The organism is Mycobacterium sp. 852013-50091_SCH5140682 (genome assembly GCF_001665685.1).
Taxonomy (GTDB): Bacteria; Actinomycetota; Actinomycetes; order Mycobacteriales; family Mycobacteriaceae; genus Mycobacterium.
Window position 1 is genome coordinate 1 of sequence record NZ_LZTB01000030.1, and the last position, 18931, is coordinate 18931.

Annotated in this window: 23 protein-coding genes; 10 read left to right on the forward strand and 13 right to left on the reverse strand. The window is 66.7% G+C overall.

Annotated features, from left to right (window positions below; all coding sequences use genetic code 11):
- Positions 1–105: 105 nt before the first annotated feature.
- The 3 genes from A5784_RS10190 to A5784_RS10200 all read right to left on the reverse strand — a co-directional run bounded on the left by A5784_RS10190 (position 106) and on the right by A5784_RS10200 (position 1763).
- On the reverse strand, positions 106–657 hold the full coding sequence (locus tag A5784_RS10190; RefSeq protein WP_064944858.1) for a cadmium resistance transporter: 552 nt from the start codon (positions 655–657) through the stop codon (positions 106–108).
- Between the two features lie 102 nt (positions 658–759).
- The gene (locus A5784_RS10195; RefSeq protein ID WP_082944748.1) at positions 760–1011 is read right to left on the reverse strand and encodes a hypothetical protein; all 252 of its coding nucleotides are present in this window, start codon (positions 1009–1011) and stop codon (positions 760–762) included.
- 188 nt (positions 1012–1199) lie between these two features.
- Positions 1200–1763 carry a PadR family transcriptional regulator gene (locus A5784_RS10200; protein ID WP_064944859.1) on the reverse strand — a complete coding sequence of 188 codons (564 nt, stop codon included), beginning with the start codon at positions 1761–1763 and terminating at the stop codon, positions 1200–1202.
- A gap of 116 nt (positions 1764–1879) precedes the next feature.
- On the opposite strand from A5784_RS10200, the gene A5784_RS10205 reads away from it, so the two are divergent.
- The 6 genes from A5784_RS10205 to A5784_RS10230 are packed head-to-tail and all read left to right on the forward strand — an operon-like array spanning position 1880 to position 6636.
- Positions 1880–2290 carry a nuclear transport factor 2 family protein gene (locus tag A5784_RS10205; RefSeq protein ID WP_064944794.1) on the forward strand — a complete coding sequence of 137 codons (411 nt, stop codon included), beginning with the start codon at positions 1880–1882 and terminating at the stop codon, positions 2288–2290.
- 26 nt (positions 2291–2316) lie between these two features.
- Positions 2317–3360 (forward strand): LLM class F420-dependent oxidoreductase, encoded by a 1044-nt coding sequence (locus tag A5784_RS10210; RefSeq protein WP_064944795.1) that lies wholly within the window; start codon positions 2317–2319, stop codon positions 3358–3360.
- 46 nt (positions 3361–3406) lie between these two features.
- Positions 3407–3676: a hypothetical protein gene (locus A5784_RS10215; protein WP_064944796.1), complete on the forward strand. Its 270-nt coding sequence runs from the start codon at positions 3407–3409 to the stop codon at positions 3674–3676.
- A gap of 2 nt (positions 3677–3678) precedes the next feature.
- Entirely contained in the window at positions 3679–4566 is an 888-nt protein-coding gene (locus A5784_RS10220) for a GlcNAc-transferase family protein (RefSeq protein ID WP_064944797.1), read from the forward strand.
- Positions 4563–5171, forward strand: coding sequence for a 2OG-Fe(II) oxygenase (locus A5784_RS10225; protein WP_064944798.1), 609 nt, complete (start codon positions 4563–4565; stop codon positions 5169–5171). Before A5784_RS10220 ends, A5784_RS10225 begins: the two co-directional genes overlap by 4 nt.
- A gap of 37 nt (positions 5172–5208) precedes the next feature.
- The gene (locus tag A5784_RS10230; RefSeq protein WP_064944860.1) at positions 5209–6636 is read left to right on the forward strand and encodes an MFS transporter; all 1428 of its coding nucleotides are present in this window, start codon (positions 5209–5211) and stop codon (positions 6634–6636) included.
- A 31-nt stretch (positions 6637–6667) separates the two neighbouring features.
- Here A5784_RS10230 and A5784_RS10235 read toward each other — a convergent pair whose 3' ends face one another.
- Positions 6668–7549, reverse strand: a complete 882-nt coding sequence (locus A5784_RS10235) for an LLM class flavin-dependent oxidoreductase (protein WP_064944861.1) — start codon at positions 7547–7549, stop codon at positions 6668–6670.
- A gap of 13 nt (positions 7550–7562) precedes the next feature.
- Complete coding sequence (locus A5784_RS10240; protein WP_064944799.1) at positions 7563–8705, reverse strand: TDT family transporter; 1143 nt, start codon at positions 8703–8705, stop codon at positions 7563–7565.
- 104 nt (positions 8706–8809) lie between these two features.
- Between A5784_RS10240 and A5784_RS10245 the strand changes: the two genes are divergently transcribed.
- From A5784_RS10245 to A5784_RS10255, 3 genes are read left to right on the forward strand one after another with little or no spacing between them, the layout of a single operon-like run.
- Positions 8810–10117 (forward strand): sensor histidine kinase, encoded by a 1308-nt coding sequence (locus A5784_RS10245; protein WP_064944800.1) that lies wholly within the window; start codon positions 8810–8812, stop codon positions 10115–10117.
- The gene (locus A5784_RS10250) at positions 10105–10749 is read left to right on the forward strand and encodes a response regulator transcription factor (RefSeq protein WP_029366797.1); all 645 of its coding nucleotides are present in this window, start codon (positions 10105–10107) and stop codon (positions 10747–10749) included. The genes A5784_RS10245 and A5784_RS10250 overlap by 13 nt, the downstream gene beginning before the upstream one ends.
- Before the next feature lie 43 nt (positions 10750–10792).
- Positions 10793–11677, forward strand: a complete 885-nt coding sequence (locus A5784_RS10255) for a DUF4097 family beta strand repeat-containing protein (RefSeq protein ID WP_064944801.1) — start codon at positions 10793–10795, stop codon at positions 11675–11677.
- 19 nt (positions 11678–11696) lie between these two features.
- On the opposite strand, the gene A5784_RS10260 is transcribed toward A5784_RS10255, so the two are convergent.
- Positions 11697–12221: a GNAT family N-acetyltransferase gene (locus A5784_RS10260; RefSeq protein WP_064944802.1), complete on the reverse strand. Its 525-nt coding sequence runs from the start codon at positions 12219–12221 to the stop codon at positions 11697–11699.
- 55 nt (positions 12222–12276) lie between these two features.
- Between A5784_RS10260 and A5784_RS10265 the strand changes: the two genes are divergently transcribed.
- Positions 12277–12660 (forward strand): VOC family protein, encoded by a 384-nt coding sequence (locus A5784_RS10265; RefSeq protein ID WP_064944803.1) that lies wholly within the window; start codon positions 12277–12279, stop codon positions 12658–12660.
- 8 nt (positions 12661–12668) lie between these two features.
- Here A5784_RS10265 and A5784_RS10270 read toward each other — a convergent pair whose 3' ends face one another.
- From A5784_RS10270 to cysD, 7 genes are all read right to left on the reverse strand, one after another.
- Positions 12669–13139 (reverse strand): Rrf2 family transcriptional regulator, encoded by a 471-nt coding sequence (locus tag A5784_RS10270; protein WP_064944804.1) that lies wholly within the window; start codon positions 13137–13139, stop codon positions 12669–12671.
- A gap of 19 nt (positions 13140–13158) precedes the next feature.
- The gene (locus A5784_RS10275; RefSeq protein WP_064944805.1) at positions 13159–13824 is read right to left on the reverse strand and encodes a pyridoxamine 5'-phosphate oxidase family protein; all 666 of its coding nucleotides are present in this window, start codon (positions 13822–13824) and stop codon (positions 13159–13161) included.
- 7 nt (positions 13825–13831) lie between these two features.
- On the reverse strand, positions 13832–14428 hold the full coding sequence (locus A5784_RS10280) for a cysteine hydrolase family protein (protein WP_064944806.1): 597 nt from the start codon (positions 14426–14428) through the stop codon (positions 13832–13834).
- Positions 14429–14496: 68 nt separating this feature from the next.
- The gene (locus tag A5784_RS10285; RefSeq protein ID WP_156750484.1) at positions 14497–15246 is read right to left on the reverse strand and encodes a hypothetical protein; all 750 of its coding nucleotides are present in this window, start codon (positions 15244–15246) and stop codon (positions 14497–14499) included.
- A 65-nt stretch (positions 15247–15311) separates the two neighbouring features.
- Positions 15312–16046, reverse strand: coding sequence for a 3'(2'),5'-bisphosphate nucleotidase CysQ (locus tag A5784_RS10290; RefSeq protein ID WP_064944808.1), 735 nt, complete (start codon positions 16044–16046; stop codon positions 15312–15314).
- Positions 16043–17887 carry an adenylyl-sulfate kinase gene (gene cysC / locus A5784_RS10295; RefSeq protein WP_064944809.1) on the reverse strand — a complete coding sequence of 615 codons (1845 nt, stop codon included), beginning with the start codon at positions 17885–17887 and terminating at the stop codon, positions 16043–16045. The genes A5784_RS10290 and cysC overlap by 4 nt, the downstream gene beginning before the upstream one ends.
- Before the next feature lie 61 nt (positions 17888–17948).
- The gene (cysD, locus tag A5784_RS10300) at positions 17949–18878 is read right to left on the reverse strand and encodes a sulfate adenylyltransferase subunit CysD (protein WP_064944810.1); all 930 of its coding nucleotides are present in this window, start codon (positions 18876–18878) and stop codon (positions 17949–17951) included.
- Positions 18879–18931: the final 53 nt, after the last annotated feature.

The following is an 18931-nucleotide window of genomic DNA, read 5'->3' on the forward strand; positions in this document are numbered from 1 at the left end:
CCGTGGTACTGGGGTCCGCCGCCAGCTCCGCCCCCGCCGTGGGGCTACCCGGGGTATGCGGGCTGGGGCGGTGGTTGGGGCTGCTGACAGACGCCCCTCGTCACGTCACAACCCGAACGCGTTGCCCTCGACGAGGATCCGTAGCCCGATGCCGATGAGGATGACGGGCAGGATGATGTGTCCCCATCGCGACAGCGCTGCCGCGATGGCGGGTCTGGCCGCGAGGTAGTAGCCCGCGGCACACCAGATCGCGACACCGACGAGGAACACCGCGACGTAGCCGACGATGCCCGCGACCGCGAACACCGGGACGTAAACGCCGATGTTGTCCCCACCGTTGGCGAAGGTCACCACAGCGACGTGCAGTACGCCGACGCCGTCGTCGCGATCGACGTCCTCGGCGCGGTCGTGACGTGAGCGCCACGCCAACCAGCCCGCGCGAACACCCAGTGCGACCGGGAGCAGCCCGAGGTACGGGACGGCATCCTCGGGCAGCAGCGTCGCACCGAGCGCGCCGAGCACCGAGACGGCGACGATCGCACTGAAGCCCAAGTACTGGCCGGCGACTACCCGCGTCACTGCCGCCCGCCCGCCCTCGGCCCGGCCGAAGAACACCGTGAGCATCACCAAGTCGTCGACATTGGTGACGGCGAACATCGCGGCTGCCTGTCCGACAAGCGCGAGTTCCACCGGGGGCACGCCTCACTTCCGGCCCCACCGCAGGGCCGAGAGCGAGACTAGAGCACGATCAGTCGGCGATCAGTGCGGTACCGCGAAGCCCTCGGGCGTCGTGAAGGTGAACGGCGGTGTCGCCACTGAGGTTTCCGGTGATTTTCCTGCCGTCGTCTGGGTGACGGTCTGCCCGGTTGTCATCTCGGGCTGCGACTGCATCTGCAGGCCGCCGGACGCACCGCTCGCGAGCAGCCCGACAGCTCCCATCGCCACCACGGCTGCCAGCCCTACACCGGCCGAAACGGTTTTGAGCCGTCTGTGATTCGTCTTCAATTCCACCTCTGACCACCCCACTTGGTCACCGGTAACCCCGCCCGGGTTGAGCGGGTCTTACCAGTTGCAATCAACGGCTCACAGCGGTTATTCCGAGATTTCCCAACTTTTTCGATCCGAACCCACAGTCGCCCGCCGCGAAACAACCAGCAATGGGCCAGTTTTCGCATGTCAGAACGGCCGCGGCAAGGTCGCTAGCGCAGCGCGTTGATTCTCCGCTCGATGGCGGCCACGGCGTGCTCGGCCCATCGAATGTTCTCCTGCTCGAACGAGATTCCGCGCAGCAGGGTCAGGTAGGGGCCCACCCGTTCGGCCTCGTTGAGGTACTGCTCTTCGGTGCGCCCGCCCAACAGAAGAGCCCGCCCCCGTTCGTAGCGAGCAAGTTTCGCCGTGGCGCGTTGTGCGAATTCAGCAACCAGTTCGCGCACCGCCGCGGCGTCACCGGCGTCCACCGCAGCCACCTTGACCAGTAGCTCGTCGCGCAGCATCGAAGGTTTGGGCGGCGTCGCAGTGAACTGCCTGAGCGTGGCGCGGCCGGCGTCGGTCAGTGAGTACATCCGCTTGTTGGGACGCCGGTCCTGTTGGACCACGCGCGCCTGGATCAGTCCGTCCTCGGCCAACCGGTCGAGCTCGCGGTAGAGCTGCTGAGGTGTCGCCATCCAGAAGTTGGCCACCGAGGCGTCGAACGCCTTGGCCAGGTCGTAGCCCGACGATTCGCCGTCGAGCAGGGCGGCGAGCACCGCATCACGAAGCGCCACGTCGGGATCGTACAACACGAATAGTCATCAAATTGATTAATCAGCCCCTAGACATCGAGGCTGCGGATCGTTACCGTGGCTTCAATACTCAACAAATTGACTATGCGAGGTGTGGGATGCATCCGTTCCGACAGGCCGTCGAAGCCCGCGATGAAGCCGCCATAGCGGCCCTTCTGGCCGACGACGTGGTGTTCACCAGCCCGGTGGCGTTCAAGCCCTATCCCGGCAAGCCGATCACTGCCGCGATCCTGCGCGGGGTCATGCGGGTGTTCGAGGACTTCCACTACATCCGTGAGATCGCCGACGCAGGTGGACGCGATCACGCCCTGGTGTTCGAGGCGAATGTGGCCGACAAAAAGATCACCGGGTGCGACTTCCTGCACATGAACGACGACGGCCTCATCGACGACTTCATGGTGATGGTGCGGCCGCTGTCGGGCGCCCAGGCGCTGTCCGAGGCGATGGCCGCACAGTTCGGCCGCATCCAGGCCGAGGCGCTCGACGAGATCAGCGCCCAGCAGGCCTAGCCGCGACGAGACAGAGGAATTCGAACATGCGCATCGGTTTGGGAATCAACTACGCCGGAGGATTCAAGGACGTCGCGGCCGAGGTCGCCGACCTGGAACGGGCAGGCATCGACATCGTCTTTGTGCCAGAAGCATATTCATTCGACGCGGTCAGCGCGCTGGGCTATCTGGCCGCCTCCACCGAGCGGGTTCAACTGGCTTCGGGCATTCTGCAGATCTACACCCGCACACCCACGCTGACCGCGATGACGGCAGCCGGGTTGGACTACGTGTCCGACGGCAGGTTCATCCTGGGACTGGGCGCTTCGGGCCCACAGGTCATCGAGGGTTTCCACGGCGTGCCCTACGACGCGCCTATCGCGCGTACCCGCGAAATCATCGACATCTGCCGCCGCGTGTGGCGCCGCGAAGCTCTCGAGTTCGCCGGTGACCACTACACCATCCCGCTACCGGCTGACCGGGGCACGGGTCTTGGCAAGGCCCTCAAACTCATCAATCATCCGGTCCGCGAACGTATTCCGATCTTGCTCGCCGCGCTGGGACCGAAGAATGTCGAGCTGGCCGCCGAGGCCGCCGAGGGTTGGCAGCCGATCTTCTACCTGCCCGAGAAAGCCGGCGAGGTGTGGGGCGACGCGTTGGCTGCCGGGCAGGCCAAACGCGATCCCGCGCTGGGCCCGCTCGAGGTCTACGCCAGCCCCGTACTGGCCATCGGTGACGACGTCGAACCGCTGCGCGAGTTCGTCAAACCCCATGTGGCGCTCTACATCGGCGGCATGGGCGCCAAGGAGAAGAACTTCTATCACCGCCTGGCCACCCGCTACGGCTATGGCGCACAGGCTGATCGGATCCAGGAGCTGTACCTCGCCGGTGAGAAGGACGCCGCGGCCAAGGCCGTTCCCGACGACCTGATCCGGGACATCTCCCTGATCGGCTCCGCCGGGTTCGTCAAAGAACGCGTGCAGGCCTTCCGGGAATCGGGTGTCACGGTCCTCAACGTGGTCCCGATCGCCGCGACGACAGCCGACCGGGTGAAGCTCATCGAGCAGTTGCGCGACCTCACAAACGAGTAGTCCACTACTCAATCCACCGGGCTTTCGGCGGCCTAGCGTTTCGCACATGCCTTCCGAACAGCACGTCATCGATCAGGTGATCGCCACCTACGGGCCGATCATCAATCTCGCCGAGCGCCCCGAGGCGCTCATCGAGATCATGCGCCGATATGTCCTGGACGATCTCGACGGAGGACTCCCGGGCGGAACACCGCCGCCCCCTCCGCCGGATCCCTGCCGGGTCCTGGAGGAAGTCACGCTCAACGAGGTGATGCGTCAACTGCTCAAGGTCAGCCGCGACGTCGCCGCGCTCAACAAACGACTCGACGCGCGCTAGCCATGTCCGACCTGCCCCGGATCTACGTGCAGATCCCCGCATATCGCGACACCGAGCTGCCCAAAACGCTGCTGGATCTGTACGGCAAGGCCGCCGCGCCGGAACGGTTGCGTACGTGCGTGATCTGGCAGCACGCCTCGCACGAGTCGCTGCCGCGCGAGGTGTGGGAGCTGCCGGGGATCGAAATCGTCGACATCGACGCCGACCGCAGCCGCGGCTGCAACTGGGCCCGCTCGATGGCGCAACAACGTTGGCAGGACGAGGAATACACCCTCATCATCGACTCCCACCACCGGTTCGCCCGCGGCTGGGACGATAAGGCGATCGCGATGCACCGGCAGCTGCGCGAGCAGGGTGTCCGTAAACCGTTGCTGACCGCCTACTTACCGGCCTACGACCCACAACGCGAACCCGGGGCACGACGTAAGCGACCCTATCGGATCATCCCGTACGGCAGGGACCGTGGCATCCTCACCAAGCTGGCCAGCACACCCATACCGTGGTGGACAAGCCTCACCGAACCCGTTGTCGCGGACTTCGTGTCGCTGCACTTCATCTTCACCGCAGGCGAGTTCAATCGCGACATCCGCTTCAGCCCCCGCATCTACTTCTTCGGTGACGAGGTGGTGACGAGCGTTCGGGCGTATACCCACGGATACGACCTGTATCACCCGCACCGCATCCTGGGCTGGCATTGCTTCGACCGGGCCGGCCGGATCCCGCACTGGAACGATCACCCCGACTGGCACCAGCAGCACGAGAGATCGCTGTCGGTGATGCGCCGGTTCTTCGCCGGTGACTATATCGACGACGTGCTCGTCCTGGGCGCCGAACGTACCGTCGCCGATTTCGAAAACCACACTCTCACACCGCTTGTCGCCCTTCGATGAGCACCCTCGCGCAGCGCCTGGAGCACGACCGCATCGCGTGGGACGACGATTTCCTCACCCCGCGGGAGTGTGCGACCTTCGTCGAAGGGCTGGAGTTCGCGTTGTGGCGGCGCAGTTCTGTGGTGTCCCGCTCACCGGCCGGCCATCTGAAGTCCTTCCAGTCGCCGCGGCGGACCAGCCAATCGACCACGCAGTATTGGTTTCCCGACGATCTGCGCCCACGGCTGGCCGACCTCGAGTCGGCGGTGTGCACTGCGCTCGGCGTCGACGCGGCGCGCCTCGAATACTGGCAGGCGTTGCGCTATGGCTACCGCACAGGCTTCAAACGCCACCATGACGCAGGCTTGTTCGCGGCCGAGCCGGGCGGCGAACGCGCCACAACCGTGCTGCTCTACCTGCACTCGCCCGACGAAGGCGGAAGCACCTGGTTTCCCAACCTGCACTTGAGCGTGGCCGCCCGCGCGGGACGCCTGCTGGCCTGGAAGAACCTGGCGCCGGACGGTTCTCCGGATCCGGTGATGGACCATGTGGCGCGGCAGGTACGCAAGGGCCGCAAGATCGCCCTGACGACATGGGCCAGGGTGCACCATGGGGCGCGTCAATAACGCTACACACGCAGGTCGCGGCAAATACGATGCGATCGTGAACCAGCCCCCGGTCGCCACGTCCGACGACGCGGGCGGCACCGCGCTCGCGCAGCGCCAGATCGTGTTCATGGTTGCCGCGCTCGTCGCGTCGGTGATCTCGTTCCAGCTCAACGCCACCATGGTGGCGCCGGCCTACCACGCCATCACCGCCGAGCTGGGTCCCAATGCGTTCGTGGCGATGTCGACGTACTTCTACCTCGCCGGGGCCATCGCCAACGTCGTGTTGATCCGGTGGAGTGACTACATCGGCCGCAAACGCGTGCTGCTCGCCATCATGATCGTGCTGTGCATCGGCACGGTGCTGTGCATCGTGTCCACCTCACTACCGCTGTTCGTCCTGGGCCGCGCCTTGCAGGGCGGGTCGAACATCACCTTCGGGCTGGCCTTCCTCATCATGCGTGAGCGGCTCAGCGGCCCGATGTTCGGCGTGTGCTGCGGCGTGATCTCCTCGATCAACGGCGGCGTGGCCGGTGGCGACGCCCTGCTGGGCGGGCTGATGGTCGATCACCTCGGGTTCCGGTCGATCTTCGTGCTGATCCTCGTCGTCGGGCTGTTGGGGCTCGGATTCGCCTGGAAATCAGTGCCTTCCGATGACCCCGGCAGCCGCTCGACGGGCCGGATGGACTGGCTCGGAGCGGCGCTCATCTCATTGACAGTGGCGGGCATCAACTTGTTCTTCGGCGCAGGCGGTCACCAGGGCTGGACCTCGGGGCCCGCGCTGACCTGGATCGCCGTCGCCGTGCTCGCCCTGATCGCGCTGGTCATCGTCGACAGCCGGGTGGCGCACCCGCTGATGGCCATCAAACACATGCGCTCACGCGAGGCGTGGCCGCTGATCATCGTGACCATCCTGGTGATGGGTTCCTTCATGGTGGTCACCGGTTTCCTGGTACCTGCGCTGGCCGAGGACACCGACTCCGGTTTCGGCCACAACGCCACCATGACGGCACTGCTGTTCCTCACGCCGGCGTCGATCGTCCAGGTCATCGCCGGCCCGTTCGTCGGCAGACTCGCCGTCCGCATCGGGTTCGTCACCGTGCTGCGGGCGGGAATCGTGCTCTCCGTTGCCGTTACGGCGCTGCTGGCGGTGTTCGCCAACCAGGAGAACATCTTCATCGGGCTGATGGTGCTCTACGGGCTGGCGTTCAACGCTGTGCTGTTGACGGCGATGAGCTCGCTGGGCGTCATCCAGGCTTCCGACGAGGAGCCGGGTGCCTTGCCGGGCATCGCCAACGCCAGCTACGGCATCGGGGCGTCACTCGGATTCGCCTGGGCCGGGCCGATCGTCGGGTCGGGTACCGATACGACCTTTCAGCACGCGTTCTGGGTCTGCATGGCCATCGGTGCGGTCGCCCTGGTGTTCAGCGTCGTCCTGAAGCCCAAACCGGGCCCGTTGGTGGCGACGGTGGGGCTGTCCCACTAGCTCAGGCGCGCTCGGATTGCCCGGTGGCCACTCAGGTGAAGTCAGCGACGACCTCGGCCACGCGGTGCACCTGATCGAGATCGGAACTGGTCGGGATCAAGTGGACCTCGTCAGTGCCGATCGCCACGAATCGTCGTAGGGTGTCTGCCAGTTCGTCCTGCGCACCGGACCAGCCCGTGGTCGGCGCGATGGCATCGACGTACTCGGCGGGAATCCAGTTCATGTACCGCCGCAGATGGCGACGGATCTGGTCGCGGGCGGCATCGGCAGGTCCTATGGCGAACCAGAACGACGTCGCCAGGTGCGGCGGCGGCTTGCCGGCCTGCGTCCAGGCGTCTCGGGCGACGTCGAACAACTCTTTCTGCTTGCCGGTATCGAGATCCATTGTGATGCCGGCCAATCCGTCGGCCCACGACGCGGCGTCGCGTACTGTCCTGGGACCGACCGTGCCGACCAACAACGGCGGCCCGCCAGCCCGTACCGGCGCCGGGCCGACCGGCAGCACCGAATCGGTGATCTTCTCCCCTGCCCATACCCGGCGCATGATCTCTGTTCGCTCGGCCATTCCGCGCCTGGTCTGCGTCTTCGGGTCCGCACCCACCGCGTGATAATCCTCGTGCCGGCCGCCGATTCCGATACCTACCGTCAGCCGGCCGCCACTGAGTACATCACCGGTCGCCAAGGCCTTCGCGCACAGCACCGGGTCGTGCAACTGCGGCACGATCACGGTGGTGACCAGCCGCACCCTGTCGGTCCAGGCTGCCAGCGCACCCAGCAGCGTGAGGCTGTCCGGGTTGTCGAATGCAATGCGTTCACCCCAGCACAGCGACGAGAACGGGCCCTCGTCCACGGTTTTGGCCCACGACTTGAGCAGCGCGGCATCAAGGCCCGGTTCCATCACCGGCATGGTCATCCCGACTCGCATATCAGCGCACCGGATCCTTGTGCGCCTTGACCGGGCCGGTGGCCGGTGGCGGCTGGAACAGATTGCCGCGCAGGCTGCCCCGCGTCGTGCGCACCGCGACCAGGCACCAGGTGAACAGCAACCCCGCGTAGGCGATCATGGCGGCGACCTTGAACGCCGGGAGATGGGTGTGAACCGCCAGCTGCGTGGTTCCCGTGACAAACGTGCCGACGGGGAACGTCAGGCTCCACCATGTCAACGCGAACGGCATGCCACGCCGCAACGTACGCACGGTCAGTCCGGCCGCCAACGCGATCCACAACACCGCGAAGCCCCACATCGGGACGCCGAACAATACGCTGAAAACACTGAAGCCGGCTGCGATCTCGCGGTCGACGGCCAACGCCGCGTTGGTGCCGAGGAGTCCGGCGGCGGTGATCGACTGGCCGACCGGTCCGAGCACGATCCACAGTGTGGGCACCCGCGCTGTGCCCGATGTGCCGTAGTGGGTGAGCCGGCTCCAGATCATCGCGATGATCAACAGCGCCGCCACCAGAGACAGCCCGAACATCGCGAAACAGCCATAGAGCATGGTGGCCCGACCGGTGCCCGGAACCATGTGCGGGATCAGCAGAGCGCCGGTGGCCGCCGACACCATCGGTGGCACCACGGGCATCAGCCAACCGCCGAACGCGGCATCGGGCTCGACATTGTGCTGGGTGAACATCAGGTAGGGAATGCTGACGGCGGTGAACAAACCGCCCAGCGTTCCTGCGGTCCACAGCACCCAGCACAGGTCGACCGCGATCCGTTCGCCGATCAGATCGCGCCCCACCAGGATCGCGCCTGAGCCCACTGTCATCAGCGCCATGGGGGCGGCGCCGTAGAAGTGCGCCATCTGCGGGTTGCGCGCGTGACTTCGAGCCACCGTGGGGTGCCTCAGCCAGTGCCCGCCGACCAACGCGATCAGGACGGTCAGCAGCACGGCGGCGATGATCCACACCACTTCGGCGAAGGCGCGCAGCCCGGTGAACTGGACCGGCAGCGTGGCCGCGGCCGTCGCCACGATGCCGGTTCCCATCACAGAGGCAAACCAGTTCGGCCCGATGTTGCCCAACACCTCGACACGTGACCGAGGTTCATCGGGGGTAAATGACGTGGCCATGGCCGCACCCTACGTCTGGCCGGGGTGCATCCGGGGGATATCCCCCACGGGGTTCGCGGGAAAACGCTGTGTCGCCGAGCCCGACAACTTCGTAGGTTGAACGCATGGTCGCAATCAGCGAAACGGGCCCGCCCGTCGTTCCCGCACCCGCCCGGCCCCGCACACTACCGCGCAACATCGGGGTGACACCGACGGCATCGATGATCACCGGAGCCGCGGTAGCACTGGTGTGGTGCTGGATTCCGTTGTCCATCATCATCATCGGCATCTCGTCGATCCCGTCGCTGGTCGGCTTCGTGCTCGCGACGGTGGCGTTCGTCTACCTGATGCGCGGGGTCGAATGGGTGGAACGCGCCCGCAGCGAGGCGGTTTTCGGCCTCCGCATCGGAGTTCCGCAGCGACGGCTGTCCCCCTACACCGGGTTCCAGGGTTGGGCGCATCAACTGTGGCTGGACCTCAGCGGCACCCGGTTCTGGAAGGCCGTGGCCCAGCATTTCCTGCGGATGGTCTACGACCTGCTCGCCACCGGCCTGGCCTTTGGACTGCTGGCCTTCGCATTCCTGGGCCCGGCCGCCTCGATTGCCATCCGGCACAGTGACGACAGGGCCGGCCTGGTGTTCCTCTCGCCACCGATCGCCTGGCTGCTGGCCATCATCGCGTTCACCGTCGCGGTGGCCGTGCTGGTGTTCGCGCCGGCCCTGGACGCCGCGATCGACCGATGGCTGTTGTCCCCGTCGCCCACCGCAGCGTTGCAGTATCAGGTCAGTGCGCTGGCCGACGCGCGGGAAGGCGCTGTGTCATCGGCTCAGACCGAAAGGCACCGCATCGAACGCGATCTGCACGACAGCGTGCAACCGCGATTGGTATCCCTGGCGATGACCATCGGACTGGCCCAGACCAAGCTGGACACCGATCTGCCCGCCGCGAAGGCCCTGATCTCAGAAGCGCACGGTGACGCCAAGAGCGCGCTGGTGGAATTACGCAACGTGGTACGCGGCATCGCACCGACGATCCTGGCCGATCGCGGGCTGGACGCCGCGTTGTCCTCGGTGGTGCAGCGCGCCGAAACCTCGGGTGTGCCAACGACATTGCACGTCGAACTGCCGCAACGGCTGCCCGACGAGGTGGAATCGGTGGCGTACTTCGTCGTCGCCGAGGCCCTGACCAACATCGCCAAGCACGCCAACGCAACCCAGGCGGTGGTCACCGTGCGGTGGGACCCGTCGGCGAATGTGCTGCACGTCTCGGTGTTCGACGACGGTGCAGGCGGCGCGGTGATCGGCACCGATGAGAACGCCACGGGCCTACGCGGTCTGGATGAACGGGTACGCGCGGCCGGTGGATCGTTCGGGGTGTCCAGCCCGGTCACCGGACCGACGATCGTCACGGCGGTGCTGCCATGCGCATCGTGATCGCCGAGGATTCCGCACTGCTGCGCGCCGGTATCGAACGGATCCTCGCCGACGCCGGGCATGAGGTGGTGGCAGGCGTTCCCGACGCCACCAACCTGCTGCGTCTGGTCAACGACAAGCGCCCGGACCTGGCCATCGTCGACGTACGGATGCCACCCACCTTCACCGACGAGGGCATCCGCGCGGCGGCGCTGCTGCGCAAACAGAACCCGGACTCCGCGGTGCTTGTGCTGTCGCACTATGTCGAGGAGCGTTACGCAGCCGATCTCATCGCTTCGGACACAAAGGGTTTCGGCTATCTGCTCAAAGACCGCGTCGCTGACGTACCTGCGTTTCTCGACGCTGTGACGGTGGTGGGCGGCGGCGGCACGGTGCTCGATCCCGAGGTGGTGTCACAGATCTTGGTGCGTTCCCACCGGCGCAGTGCGCTTGACCAGCTGACCCCACGCGAACACGACGTGCTGCAACTCATGGCCGAGGGCAGGACCAACTCGGCCATCGCTGCCGCGCTGCACATCTCGGTCGGCTCGGCCGAGAAGCACATCGCCTCGATCTTCACCAAACTCGACCTGGCTCCCGACGAGAGCGAGAACCGCCGCGTGCTGGCCGTGCTCCGCTATCTCGAGTCGTAGCCCGAGTTCTCGTCAAACCTCCACCCCGGGAAGGACTTCCAACGTGCAGACCCTCACGCCTCCACCGATAGCCGCGCAGCCGCCGCAGCTGTCCTCGGGCGGCCGCACCGCCTTTCGCCTGACCCTGATCGCCATCGCAGCACTGGTGGTCGCCACAACCGTGGCGGCGCTGGGTGTGACGGCGTGGGGGGTGAGCGCGCTGCGGGTCGTCACCGACAGCCAGGCACTGCCGTCGGCCATGCGCACCCTGGTGATCGACACCGCGCGTATCCCCGTCGCGATCCGCATCACCGGGGACCGCGAAACCCGCGAACCCAAAGCCGATCTGCGTCTGCTCAACACCACGCACAGCGGAGCACACCAGCTCTTGGTGAGTACCGTCGGCGGCGAAACGCGCGTCACCATCGCAGGTAACCCCGGTCCGATGCTGGAATGGGCCCGTGGCGGCGAGATCACCGTCGCGTTACCGCCCGATCAGGCGCGCAGGATGACCGTGCGCACCGAGCAGGACTTGGGTGCCGTCATCGCACAGGCCGACCTGGACCAGCTGATTGCCCGCACCAACGACGGCGCCATCGTGTTGCTCGGCGGTGCACGGCGGATCGAGGTGCACACCGTGGACGGCGACGTCGCCACCCGGGATCCGATCGCGGTGAGCGAGCAGTTCGTCGCCAGCACGTCGGATGGCGACATCACCGCGGACTTCCGCGACACCGCACCGCGCAGCGTCGAGGCCATCACCCGCAACGGCAACGTCGCGATCGGCCTGCCCGAACGCGGACCGTATCTGGTGCGCGCACAGTCCAACGGTTCGACCGATGTGCAGGTGCCCGAGACCAACAGCGCGGACGCCGCGGTCGCCCAGATCACCGCCCGCTCGTCCGACGGCGATGTGGTGGTGCAGCAGCTCTCGCTGCGCAACCGGTGACACACCCGCGAACGGCCCGCTACCGCAACGCTTTCCCGAACAACAGCACGTCCTGTGGTTCTTCGCTGATGTTCGGGAACATCGAGTAGCGGGCCAGCCGGCCCTCGAGGGTCAGACCGCACCGGCGCAGTACCCCGGCCGACGCGGCGTTGTCCACATGACAGAACGCCGACACCCGATACACCGCGGTGTCGTGCGCGATCTCGTCCAAGAGCACCGCGACCGCCTCCGACATCAGTCCGCGCCCCCACCAGTCCCGCGCCAGGCAGTAGCCCAGCTCGACCTCGTGGGGCTGTCGATAGCGGCGGGCGCACAGGCCGACGGTTTCGCCGTCGAACTCGACAAGCCGCGTTATCTCCTTGTCCGCGTTGAACAACGACGTGATCACGCGTCGGGTCTCGGCGACGTCGGGATGCGGGCGCCAGGCCAGGTACCGCGTCACCTCGGGGTCGGAGGAGATGCGGGTGAACATCGCGTCGGCATCGGCGACCGCGGGAGCCCGTAGCCGCACGCGCGGTCCGGTCAGTGTCGGTACCTCGGCCATCCCCATATCCTGCACCGTTGCCGACCGCGTCGGCGCAGGGGTTTACTGGTTTTACATGGCCATCACCTTCAACCACACCATCGTCGCCGCAAAGGACCGCGAGGAGTCGGCGAGGTTCTTCACCGACCTGTTCGGTCTGCCCAGCGCCAAAGAATTCGGCCACTTCCTGGCCGTCACGCTCAACCACGGCGTGAGCCTCGACTACGCCCAGGTGGGCCCGGATGAGGACATTCGGCCGCAGCACTACGCCTTCCTGGTCTCCGAGGACGAGTTCGACGCGATCTACGGCCGCATCCGGGACCGCGGGCTGCAGCACTGGGCGGATCCACGGGCCGCGCGGCCGGGCGAGATCAACCACAACGACGGCGGCCGCGGGGTCTACTTCCAGGACCCCTCCGGGCATTACCTGGAGATCATCACCCGGCCGTACGGCGGCTGAGCACCCGGCTAACCGTGTCCTCGCTGCGCCTCTTGACTGATGTAGGCGCCGGCCAGCTTCGCGACGTGGTCGGGCAACGCGCCGCCGGCCACATCCGCCAGGCTGGTCTCCTCCAGCACCGACCGCATACTGGCCCGCAACGCCCGCCACACATCGGTGAGCGCAGCGGTCGGCCCCGAGTAGGGCAGGTCCCCCAACCCGATGTCGCGCACGCTGGCCAGCGGGCCGTCGATGCAACGCAGCACGTCGGCGATGCTGATCGCGTCGGCCGGGCGGGCCAGCTCATAGCCACCGTCGCGACCGCGGTGGCTGCGGACCAGGCGGTCGGTCCGCAGATCGGACAGGATGTCGACCAGGAACTGCGCCGGGATGCCCTGCGCCTTGGCCAGATCATCGGTTTTGACCAGGTCGCCCTCGCCGACGGTGGCCAGTTCGACCATGGCGCGGACGGCGTACTCCGCCTTTGCCGACATCCGCATGGTGTGGATTCTGCCAGCGCTACCGCGGGGCGGTGTTGCGCAGGGCACCCGTCATGGCACGCACCGAGGGCGGCACCGGCGTGCCCGGCGCAACGTCCGGGGCGGTTTGCGGCGGGCCGTACTGCGTCGTCAACGGCACCACCCCGGCCCAGGCACCGGCGGCGACGTCCTCCGGCGGGTCTTCGGGCCAGCCGTCGCTGATCTTCAACGACCAGTTGTCGGCACCGATGGGCAACCGTAGCGCCAGCGTCGCCGCGAGTTCCTTGGCGGTGCTGTCTCGCAGCTCGGCGACGCGGCCCGGCACAAACGTATCGGTCAAGATCTGCAGGTAGGCGGTCTTGTCCTCGGCCGCGACGCGCTCGAACGTTCCGAACAGCACCGCACTGCGGTAGGCAAACGACGATTCGAAAGCACTGCGCGCCACCGTCACGCCGTCGAGGGCGGTGACCGACACCGCGACCGGCGCCCCGCCGGCCAACGCCCGCATCCAGGGTGAGCCGGTCGAACCATGGATGACCAGATCGTCGCCGATACGGGCGAATCCGATCGGGAACACCACGGGATGACCGTCGCGGACGAGTGCGACAGTGGCCAGCGGTGTGCTGTCGAGCAGTTGGTCGAGCCGGCCGCGGGAGGTGCTCTGCAGCTCGGCGAGCCGGGTCACCTGGGTGTCGGGACGCGTCATGGCGGGCTTAGTCGGGGATATCTGCGGTGCCCGGCACCACGACGGCCACCAGGTCGGCAAGACCGGCAAGGCTTGCCGCCTGCAATGCTGCGGCCGGTACCGCCTGACCGTCCGGGCCCGCCAGGCTGCGGGTGGCGGTCGCGGCGGCGACCACCGTCGGCGCATAGCCGAGGCTGAACGCACCGCGGGCGGTGGAGTTCACGCACATGTGGGTCATGAAGCCTGCGAGCACCAGGTTCGACGCGCCGAGCGCCTTGAGCCGCTCGTCGAGATCGGTCTGCACGAATGAGTTCGGGAACTGCTTCACCACCACGGGCTCGTCACCGCGTGGGGCTACGGCGTCCACGATCGCGCCGCTCTCCCCCTCGATGTCGTACAGCGACCCGGGACCGTCGGAGTGCTGGATGTGGATGATCGGAATACCGGCGGTGCGGGCGCGTTCGAGCAGCTCGGCTGTCTCGTCGAGCGCGGCCTGGACGCCTTCGAGCTCCATCACGCCTTGTGTGTAGGTCTTCTGGCAGTCGATGAGGACCAGGGCGGAGTCGGCGAGACGAACGGGTTCGACGGGCAAGCTGGCAAGTTCGCGCAGGGTAGGGCGGGTCATTTTGATGAGCCTAGTGGCCTGTGACGGCGCTGAGGCTCCATTCGCGGGACTACCGAGTACCACCTCGCTCAGTCAATGCGCTCTTGTTTCAACCGCTCGACGTACGCGTCGAGCCCGGCCAGCACGGCCGGACTGTCGCGGTAATCGAGGCGCGCTTGCGCAACGTACCCGGCGTTCTGCTCTTCGCCCCACTGGTCCCCGTCGCTCGGGTATCGCTGGTCCGGGTCCGCTGGTGGCGCCCATCGGAGTTCATGGGTGCGAACGAATTCGGTGATCCGGGTCAGCGCGCGGAGTTGGGGTTCGACCTCGGCGACGTGGGCGCCGTAGATTTCCCGCGGAATCGGGCAGTCACCGAACGCGCCATCCAGTGTGGCCGGGCCTGACGCTGCCGCGACGATGGCATCCCAAATAGGTTGTGCGATCAGGGCGTAGACCAGGGGGTCGCCGTCCAGTACGGCCATCGGCAGCGGGGTGAACGGCTCGTCACCGTACGGCCCCGCCAGCAGCCAAGCGTCCATGATGTAGGTGAGAAGTCCCTGGAGGCCGCAATCGCCTGAAAAATCGACCAGCTCGCCCGCGACTGCGGGCTTGACCACGAATCTGCCAGTGCGGTGCTGCTGTTCGAGATAGCCGTGCAGCAATTCAACCGCTCGGTCGCTCGTCTCGGGGAAGATCGATCCGGTGCCGTCGTACTCGCCCGGGATACCCAGGCTCACCGGCTCGTACCCGGACGTGCTGCACCGCAACACCACCACAACCGCGCCGACGTAATCAACGCTGACCCCGGTCAACATGCATTTGCAGTCAAAGAAACCCACACCAGAATCCTGGCACGCCTGATGAGGGGTTCCCGGCGCCAAATTGCACCGGGATGTGGCGGAGGCTACTGCGCAGCAGTGACGGCCAGTACCCGCTCGGCCAGCTCGGGGCGGCACACCACGAGATCGGGCAGCTTGGGGTCGGCCGAGTTGTAGACCAGCGGCGAGCCGTCGATGCGCGACGTGTGCAGCCCTGCGGCCCGCGCCACGGCGACCGGTGCGGCCGAATCCCACTCGTATTGCCCGCCTGCGTGCACGTACACGTCGGCGACCCCGCGGATGACTGCGGCGACTTTGGCTCCGGCCGAACCCATTTCGACCACCGTGCCGCCCAGCGCATCACGCACCGCCAGCGCTACGGCAGGTGGCCGGGTGCGCGACACGACCACCCGTGGCGGGCCGTCGAACGCGCGCGGCGCAGCCACCTCGGGCGTGGACAGGGTGGTGTTCTGGGCGGGCAGCGCCACCGCGCCCGCGACCAGTTCCCCCGCCTGCCACAGGGCCACGTGGACAGCCCAGTCGTCACGGCCGAGTTCGGAGAACTCCCGGGTGCCGTCGAGCGGGTCGACGATCCACACCCGGTCGGCACTCAACCGCACCGGATCGTCCACCCCCTCTTCGGACAGCACGGCGTCGCCCGGGCGATGCGTCGCCAACTCCGCCATCAGAAAGTCGTGGGATTGCTTGTCCCCGGCCGACTTTCGCTCCTCGACCGTGGCGTCGGCGAAATCGGCACGAACATCGAGCAGCAGTTCCCCCGCCCGGGTGGCCAGCCGCGCGGCCAGTTCGTGGTCGTTCATCGGCCGCTTTCCAACAAGTCGATGACCGACTGCGCCAGCTCGTCCGGGCTGCGGTCGGGGGTCAGCCGCAGATCGGGGTTCTTCGGCCGTTGGTACGGGCTGTCGATCCCGGTGAAGTGGGTGATCTCGCCGGCGCGCGCTTTGGCATAGAGGCCCTTGGGATCTCGCCGTTCACAGTCTTCCAGCGGGGTGTCACAGAACACCTCGAAGAAGTCCAGACCCGCTTCGGTGGCGACCTTGCGCGCCAACGCGCGATGCTCCTCGAGCGGGCTGATGGCGGGCACCAGAACGACCTGACCGGAGTCGGCGAGGATGGCGGCGACGTGTGCGAGCCTACGCTGGTTCTCCGCCCGGTCGGCCATCGAGAAGCCCAGGTCCGCATTCAGCCCGTGCCGCAGGTTGTCGCCGTCGAGAACGTAAGCGGGAATGCCCTTTTCGAGGAGCTTCTGCTCCACCAGCATGGCCACCGACGACTTCCCCGACCCGGACAGCCCGGTGAACCACACGGTACGGCCCTTCGACAGCCGATCCTCAGAGGTGCACAGCGACTGGTGGCGCACCGTATTGGGGCTCGCGGTCTCATTGCGGGTGTCCCGCAACACCATTCCCGCGGCGACGGTGCCATTGGTGTTCGGGTCGATCAGGATGAACGATCCGGTGGCGGCGTTGCGGCTGTACTCGTCGAGCAACAGCGGCACCTGAGTGCGCAACGAGATGCGGCCCAGCTCATTGAGTTTGAGCGCGGTCGCGGTCTTGTCGCGGTGCAGGGTGTTGACATCGAGGCGATAGTCGAGGCCGACCACCTTGGCCCGCGTGGTGCGGGTGGTGTGCTTGACCAGGTACTCGCGGCCCGGCTCCAAGGCCGCATCATCGGCCATCCAGCACACGGTGGCGTCGAAATCCTGCACCACGCGGGGCTGGTTGTTGGGCCGCGCGATCATGTCGCCGCGCGAGATGTCGATGTCGTCGGAGAGGCTGATCGACACGGCCATCGGCGGGAAGGCCTCGTCGACGACACCGGACGGGCCTTCGATCTCGGTGATCCGGGTGGACTTGCCCGCGGGCAACACCACGACGTCATCGCCGGTACGTAGCACGCCACTGGCGACCGTGCCCGCGTAGCTGCGGTGGTCGGCGTGCTCGTGGGTCTGCGGCCGGATCACGTACTGCACCGGGAAACGGACGTCCACGAGGTTGCGGTCACCGGCGATGTAGACGTCTTCCAGATGGCTCAGCAGCGCCGGACCGTCGTACCACGGCGTCGCATCGGACTTGGTCACCACGTTGTCGCCGAGCAGCGCCGAGAGCGGGATGGTGGTCACGTCGTGGACGTCCAGCCGGGCCGCGAACGCGTGAAACTCGTCGCGGATGGCCTCGAATTTCTCCTGATCCCAATCGATCAGGTCCATCTTGTTGACCGCGAGCACGATGTGCTGAATGCCCAGCAGCGATGCCAGGAAGGCGTGCCTGCGGGACTGCTCGAGCAGGCCGTGCCGGGCGTCGACCAGCACGATGGCCAGCTGCGCGGTGGACGTCCCGGTCACCATGTTGCGGGTGTACTGCAGGTGCCCGGGGGTGTCGGCGATGATGAATTTGCGCTTGGCCGTGGCGAAGTAGCGGTATGCGACGTCGATGGTGATGCCCTGCTCACGCTCGGCGCGCAGGCCGTCGGTGACCAGTGCCAGATCGGTGTAGTCGTGACCGCGCTCCTTGGAGGTGCGCTCGACGGCGGCGAGCTGGTCCTCCATGACGGCCTTGCTGTCATAGAGGAGCCTGCCGATCAGCGTCGACTTGCCGTCGTCGACGGAGCCTGCGGTGGCGAGCCTCAACAGTGTGGTCATAGTTGGATCCCCCGTCGCTTCGCTCGCCCCAGTTCAATCCGCCGTCGCTTCGCTCGCCCCATCAGAAGTAGCCCTCCCGCTTGCGATCTTCCATACCTGCCTCGGAGATCCGGTCGTCGGCGCGGGTCGCGCCGCGCTCGGTGAGCCGCGACACCGCCGTCTCGGCGATCACCTCGGACACCGTCGCCGCTGTCGATTCGACGCAGCCGGTGCAGGTGACGTCGCCGACGGTACGGAAGCGCACGGACTTCTCGCTCACGGGCTCATCTTTGCGCGGCTGCAAGTGCTTGTGCACGGCGAGCAGCATGCCGTCGCGCTCAAAAACCTTGCGTTGGTGGGCGTAATAGATTGTCGGCAGCTTGATCTTTTCTGCGCCGATGTAGGACCAGATGTCGAACTCGGTCCAGTTCGACAACGGGAAGACGCGGATGTGCTCGCCCTTGTGGTGGCGGCCGTTGTACAGATTCCACAACTCGGGGCGTTGCGCCTTGGGGTCCCACTGGCCGAACTCGTCGCGGAAGCTGAACACCCGCTCCTTGGCGCGGGCCTTCTCCTCGTCGCGGCGAGCGCCGCCGAATGCGGCGTCGAACTTGTTCTCCCGGATGGCGCGCAGCAACGTGACGGTCTGCAGCGGGTTGCGCGACGGGATGGTCTCGACGACGCGGCCGGCGTCGATGTCGTCCTGCACCTTGGCCACCACGAGCCGCACGCCGTGCTCGGCGACCAACTCGTCGCGCGCGGCCAGCACCTCGTCGAAGTTGTGGCCGGTGTCGACGTGCATCACCGGGAACGGCAGACGCCCCGGCTTGAACGCCTTGATGGCCAGATGCAGCATGACGATCGAGTCCTTGCCGCCGGAGAACAGCAGCACGGGACGCTCGAACTCGGCGGCGACCTCGCGGATGATGTGGATGGCTTCGGCTTCGAGCGAGCGCAGATGGCTCAGCTCGTAGTGGCCGGCTTGTTTTTCAGCCTTGAGCGTTGCGGTCATCACTTCTCCATTAAGTTGGTAGAAATGGCCAGGATTGCAAGCATGGCCAGGAA

Coding starts and splice junctions, on each gene's coding strand:
- A5784_RS10190 (WP_064944858.1), bottom strand. CDS start 657: ATGTTCGCCGTCACCAATGTCGACGACTTGGTGATGCTCACGGTGTTC.
- A5784_RS10205 (WP_064944794.1), top strand. CDS start 1,880: ATGCATCCGTTCCGACAGGCCGTCGAAGCCCGCGATGAAGCCGCCATA.
- A5784_RS10210 (WP_064944795.1), top strand. CDS start 2,317: ATGCGCATCGGTTTGGGAATCAACTACGCCGGAGGATTCAAGGACGTC.
- A5784_RS10215 (WP_064944796.1), top strand. CDS start 3,407: ATGCCTTCCGAACAGCACGTCATCGATCAGGTGATCGCCACCTACGGG.
- A5784_RS10220 (WP_064944797.1), top strand. CDS start 3,679: ATGTCCGACCTGCCCCGGATCTACGTGCAGATCCCCGCATATCGCGAC.
- A5784_RS10225 (WP_064944798.1), top strand. CDS start 4,563: ATGAGCACCCTCGCGCAGCGCCTGGAGCACGACCGCATCGCGTGGGAC.
- A5784_RS10235 (WP_064944861.1), bottom strand. CDS start 7,549: ATGACCATGCCGGTGATGGAACCGGGCCTTGATGCCGCGCTGCTCAAG.
- A5784_RS10240 (WP_064944799.1), bottom strand. CDS start 8,705: ATGGCCACGTCATTTACCCCCGATGAACCTCGGTCACGTGTCGAGGTG.
- A5784_RS10245 (WP_064944800.1), top strand. CDS start 8,810: ATGGTCGCAATCAGCGAAACGGGCCCGCCCGTCGTTCCCGCACCCGCC.
- A5784_RS10250 (WP_029366797.1), top strand. CDS start 10,105: ATGCGCATCGTGATCGCCGAGGATTCCGCACTGCTGCGCGCCGGTATC.
- A5784_RS10260 (WP_064944802.1), bottom strand. CDS start 12,221: ATGGCCGAGGTACCGACACTGACCGGACCGCGCGTGCGGCTACGGGCT.
- A5784_RS10265 (WP_064944803.1), top strand. CDS start 12,277: ATGGCCATCACCTTCAACCACACCATCGTCGCCGCAAAGGACCGCGAG.
- A5784_RS10270 (WP_064944804.1), bottom strand. CDS start 13,139: ATGCGGATGTCGGCAAAGGCGGAGTACGCCGTCCGCGCCATGGTCGAA.
- A5784_RS10275 (WP_064944805.1), bottom strand. CDS start 13,824: ATGACGCGTCCCGACACCCAGGTGACCCGGCTCGCCGAGCTGCAGAGC.
- A5784_RS10280 (WP_064944806.1), bottom strand. CDS start 14,428: ATGACCCGCCCTACCCTGCGCGAACTTGCCAGCTTGCCCGTCGAACCC.
- A5784_RS10290 (WP_064944808.1), bottom strand. CDS start 16,046: ATGAACGACCACGAACTGGCCGCGCGGCTGGCCACCCGGGCGGGGGAA.
- cysC (WP_064944809.1), bottom strand. CDS start 17,887: ATGACCACACTGTTGAGGCTCGCCACCGCAGGCTCCGTCGACGACGGC.
- cysD (WP_064944810.1), bottom strand. CDS start 18,878: ATGACCGCAACGCTCAAGGCTGAAAAACAAGCCGGCCACTACGAGCTG.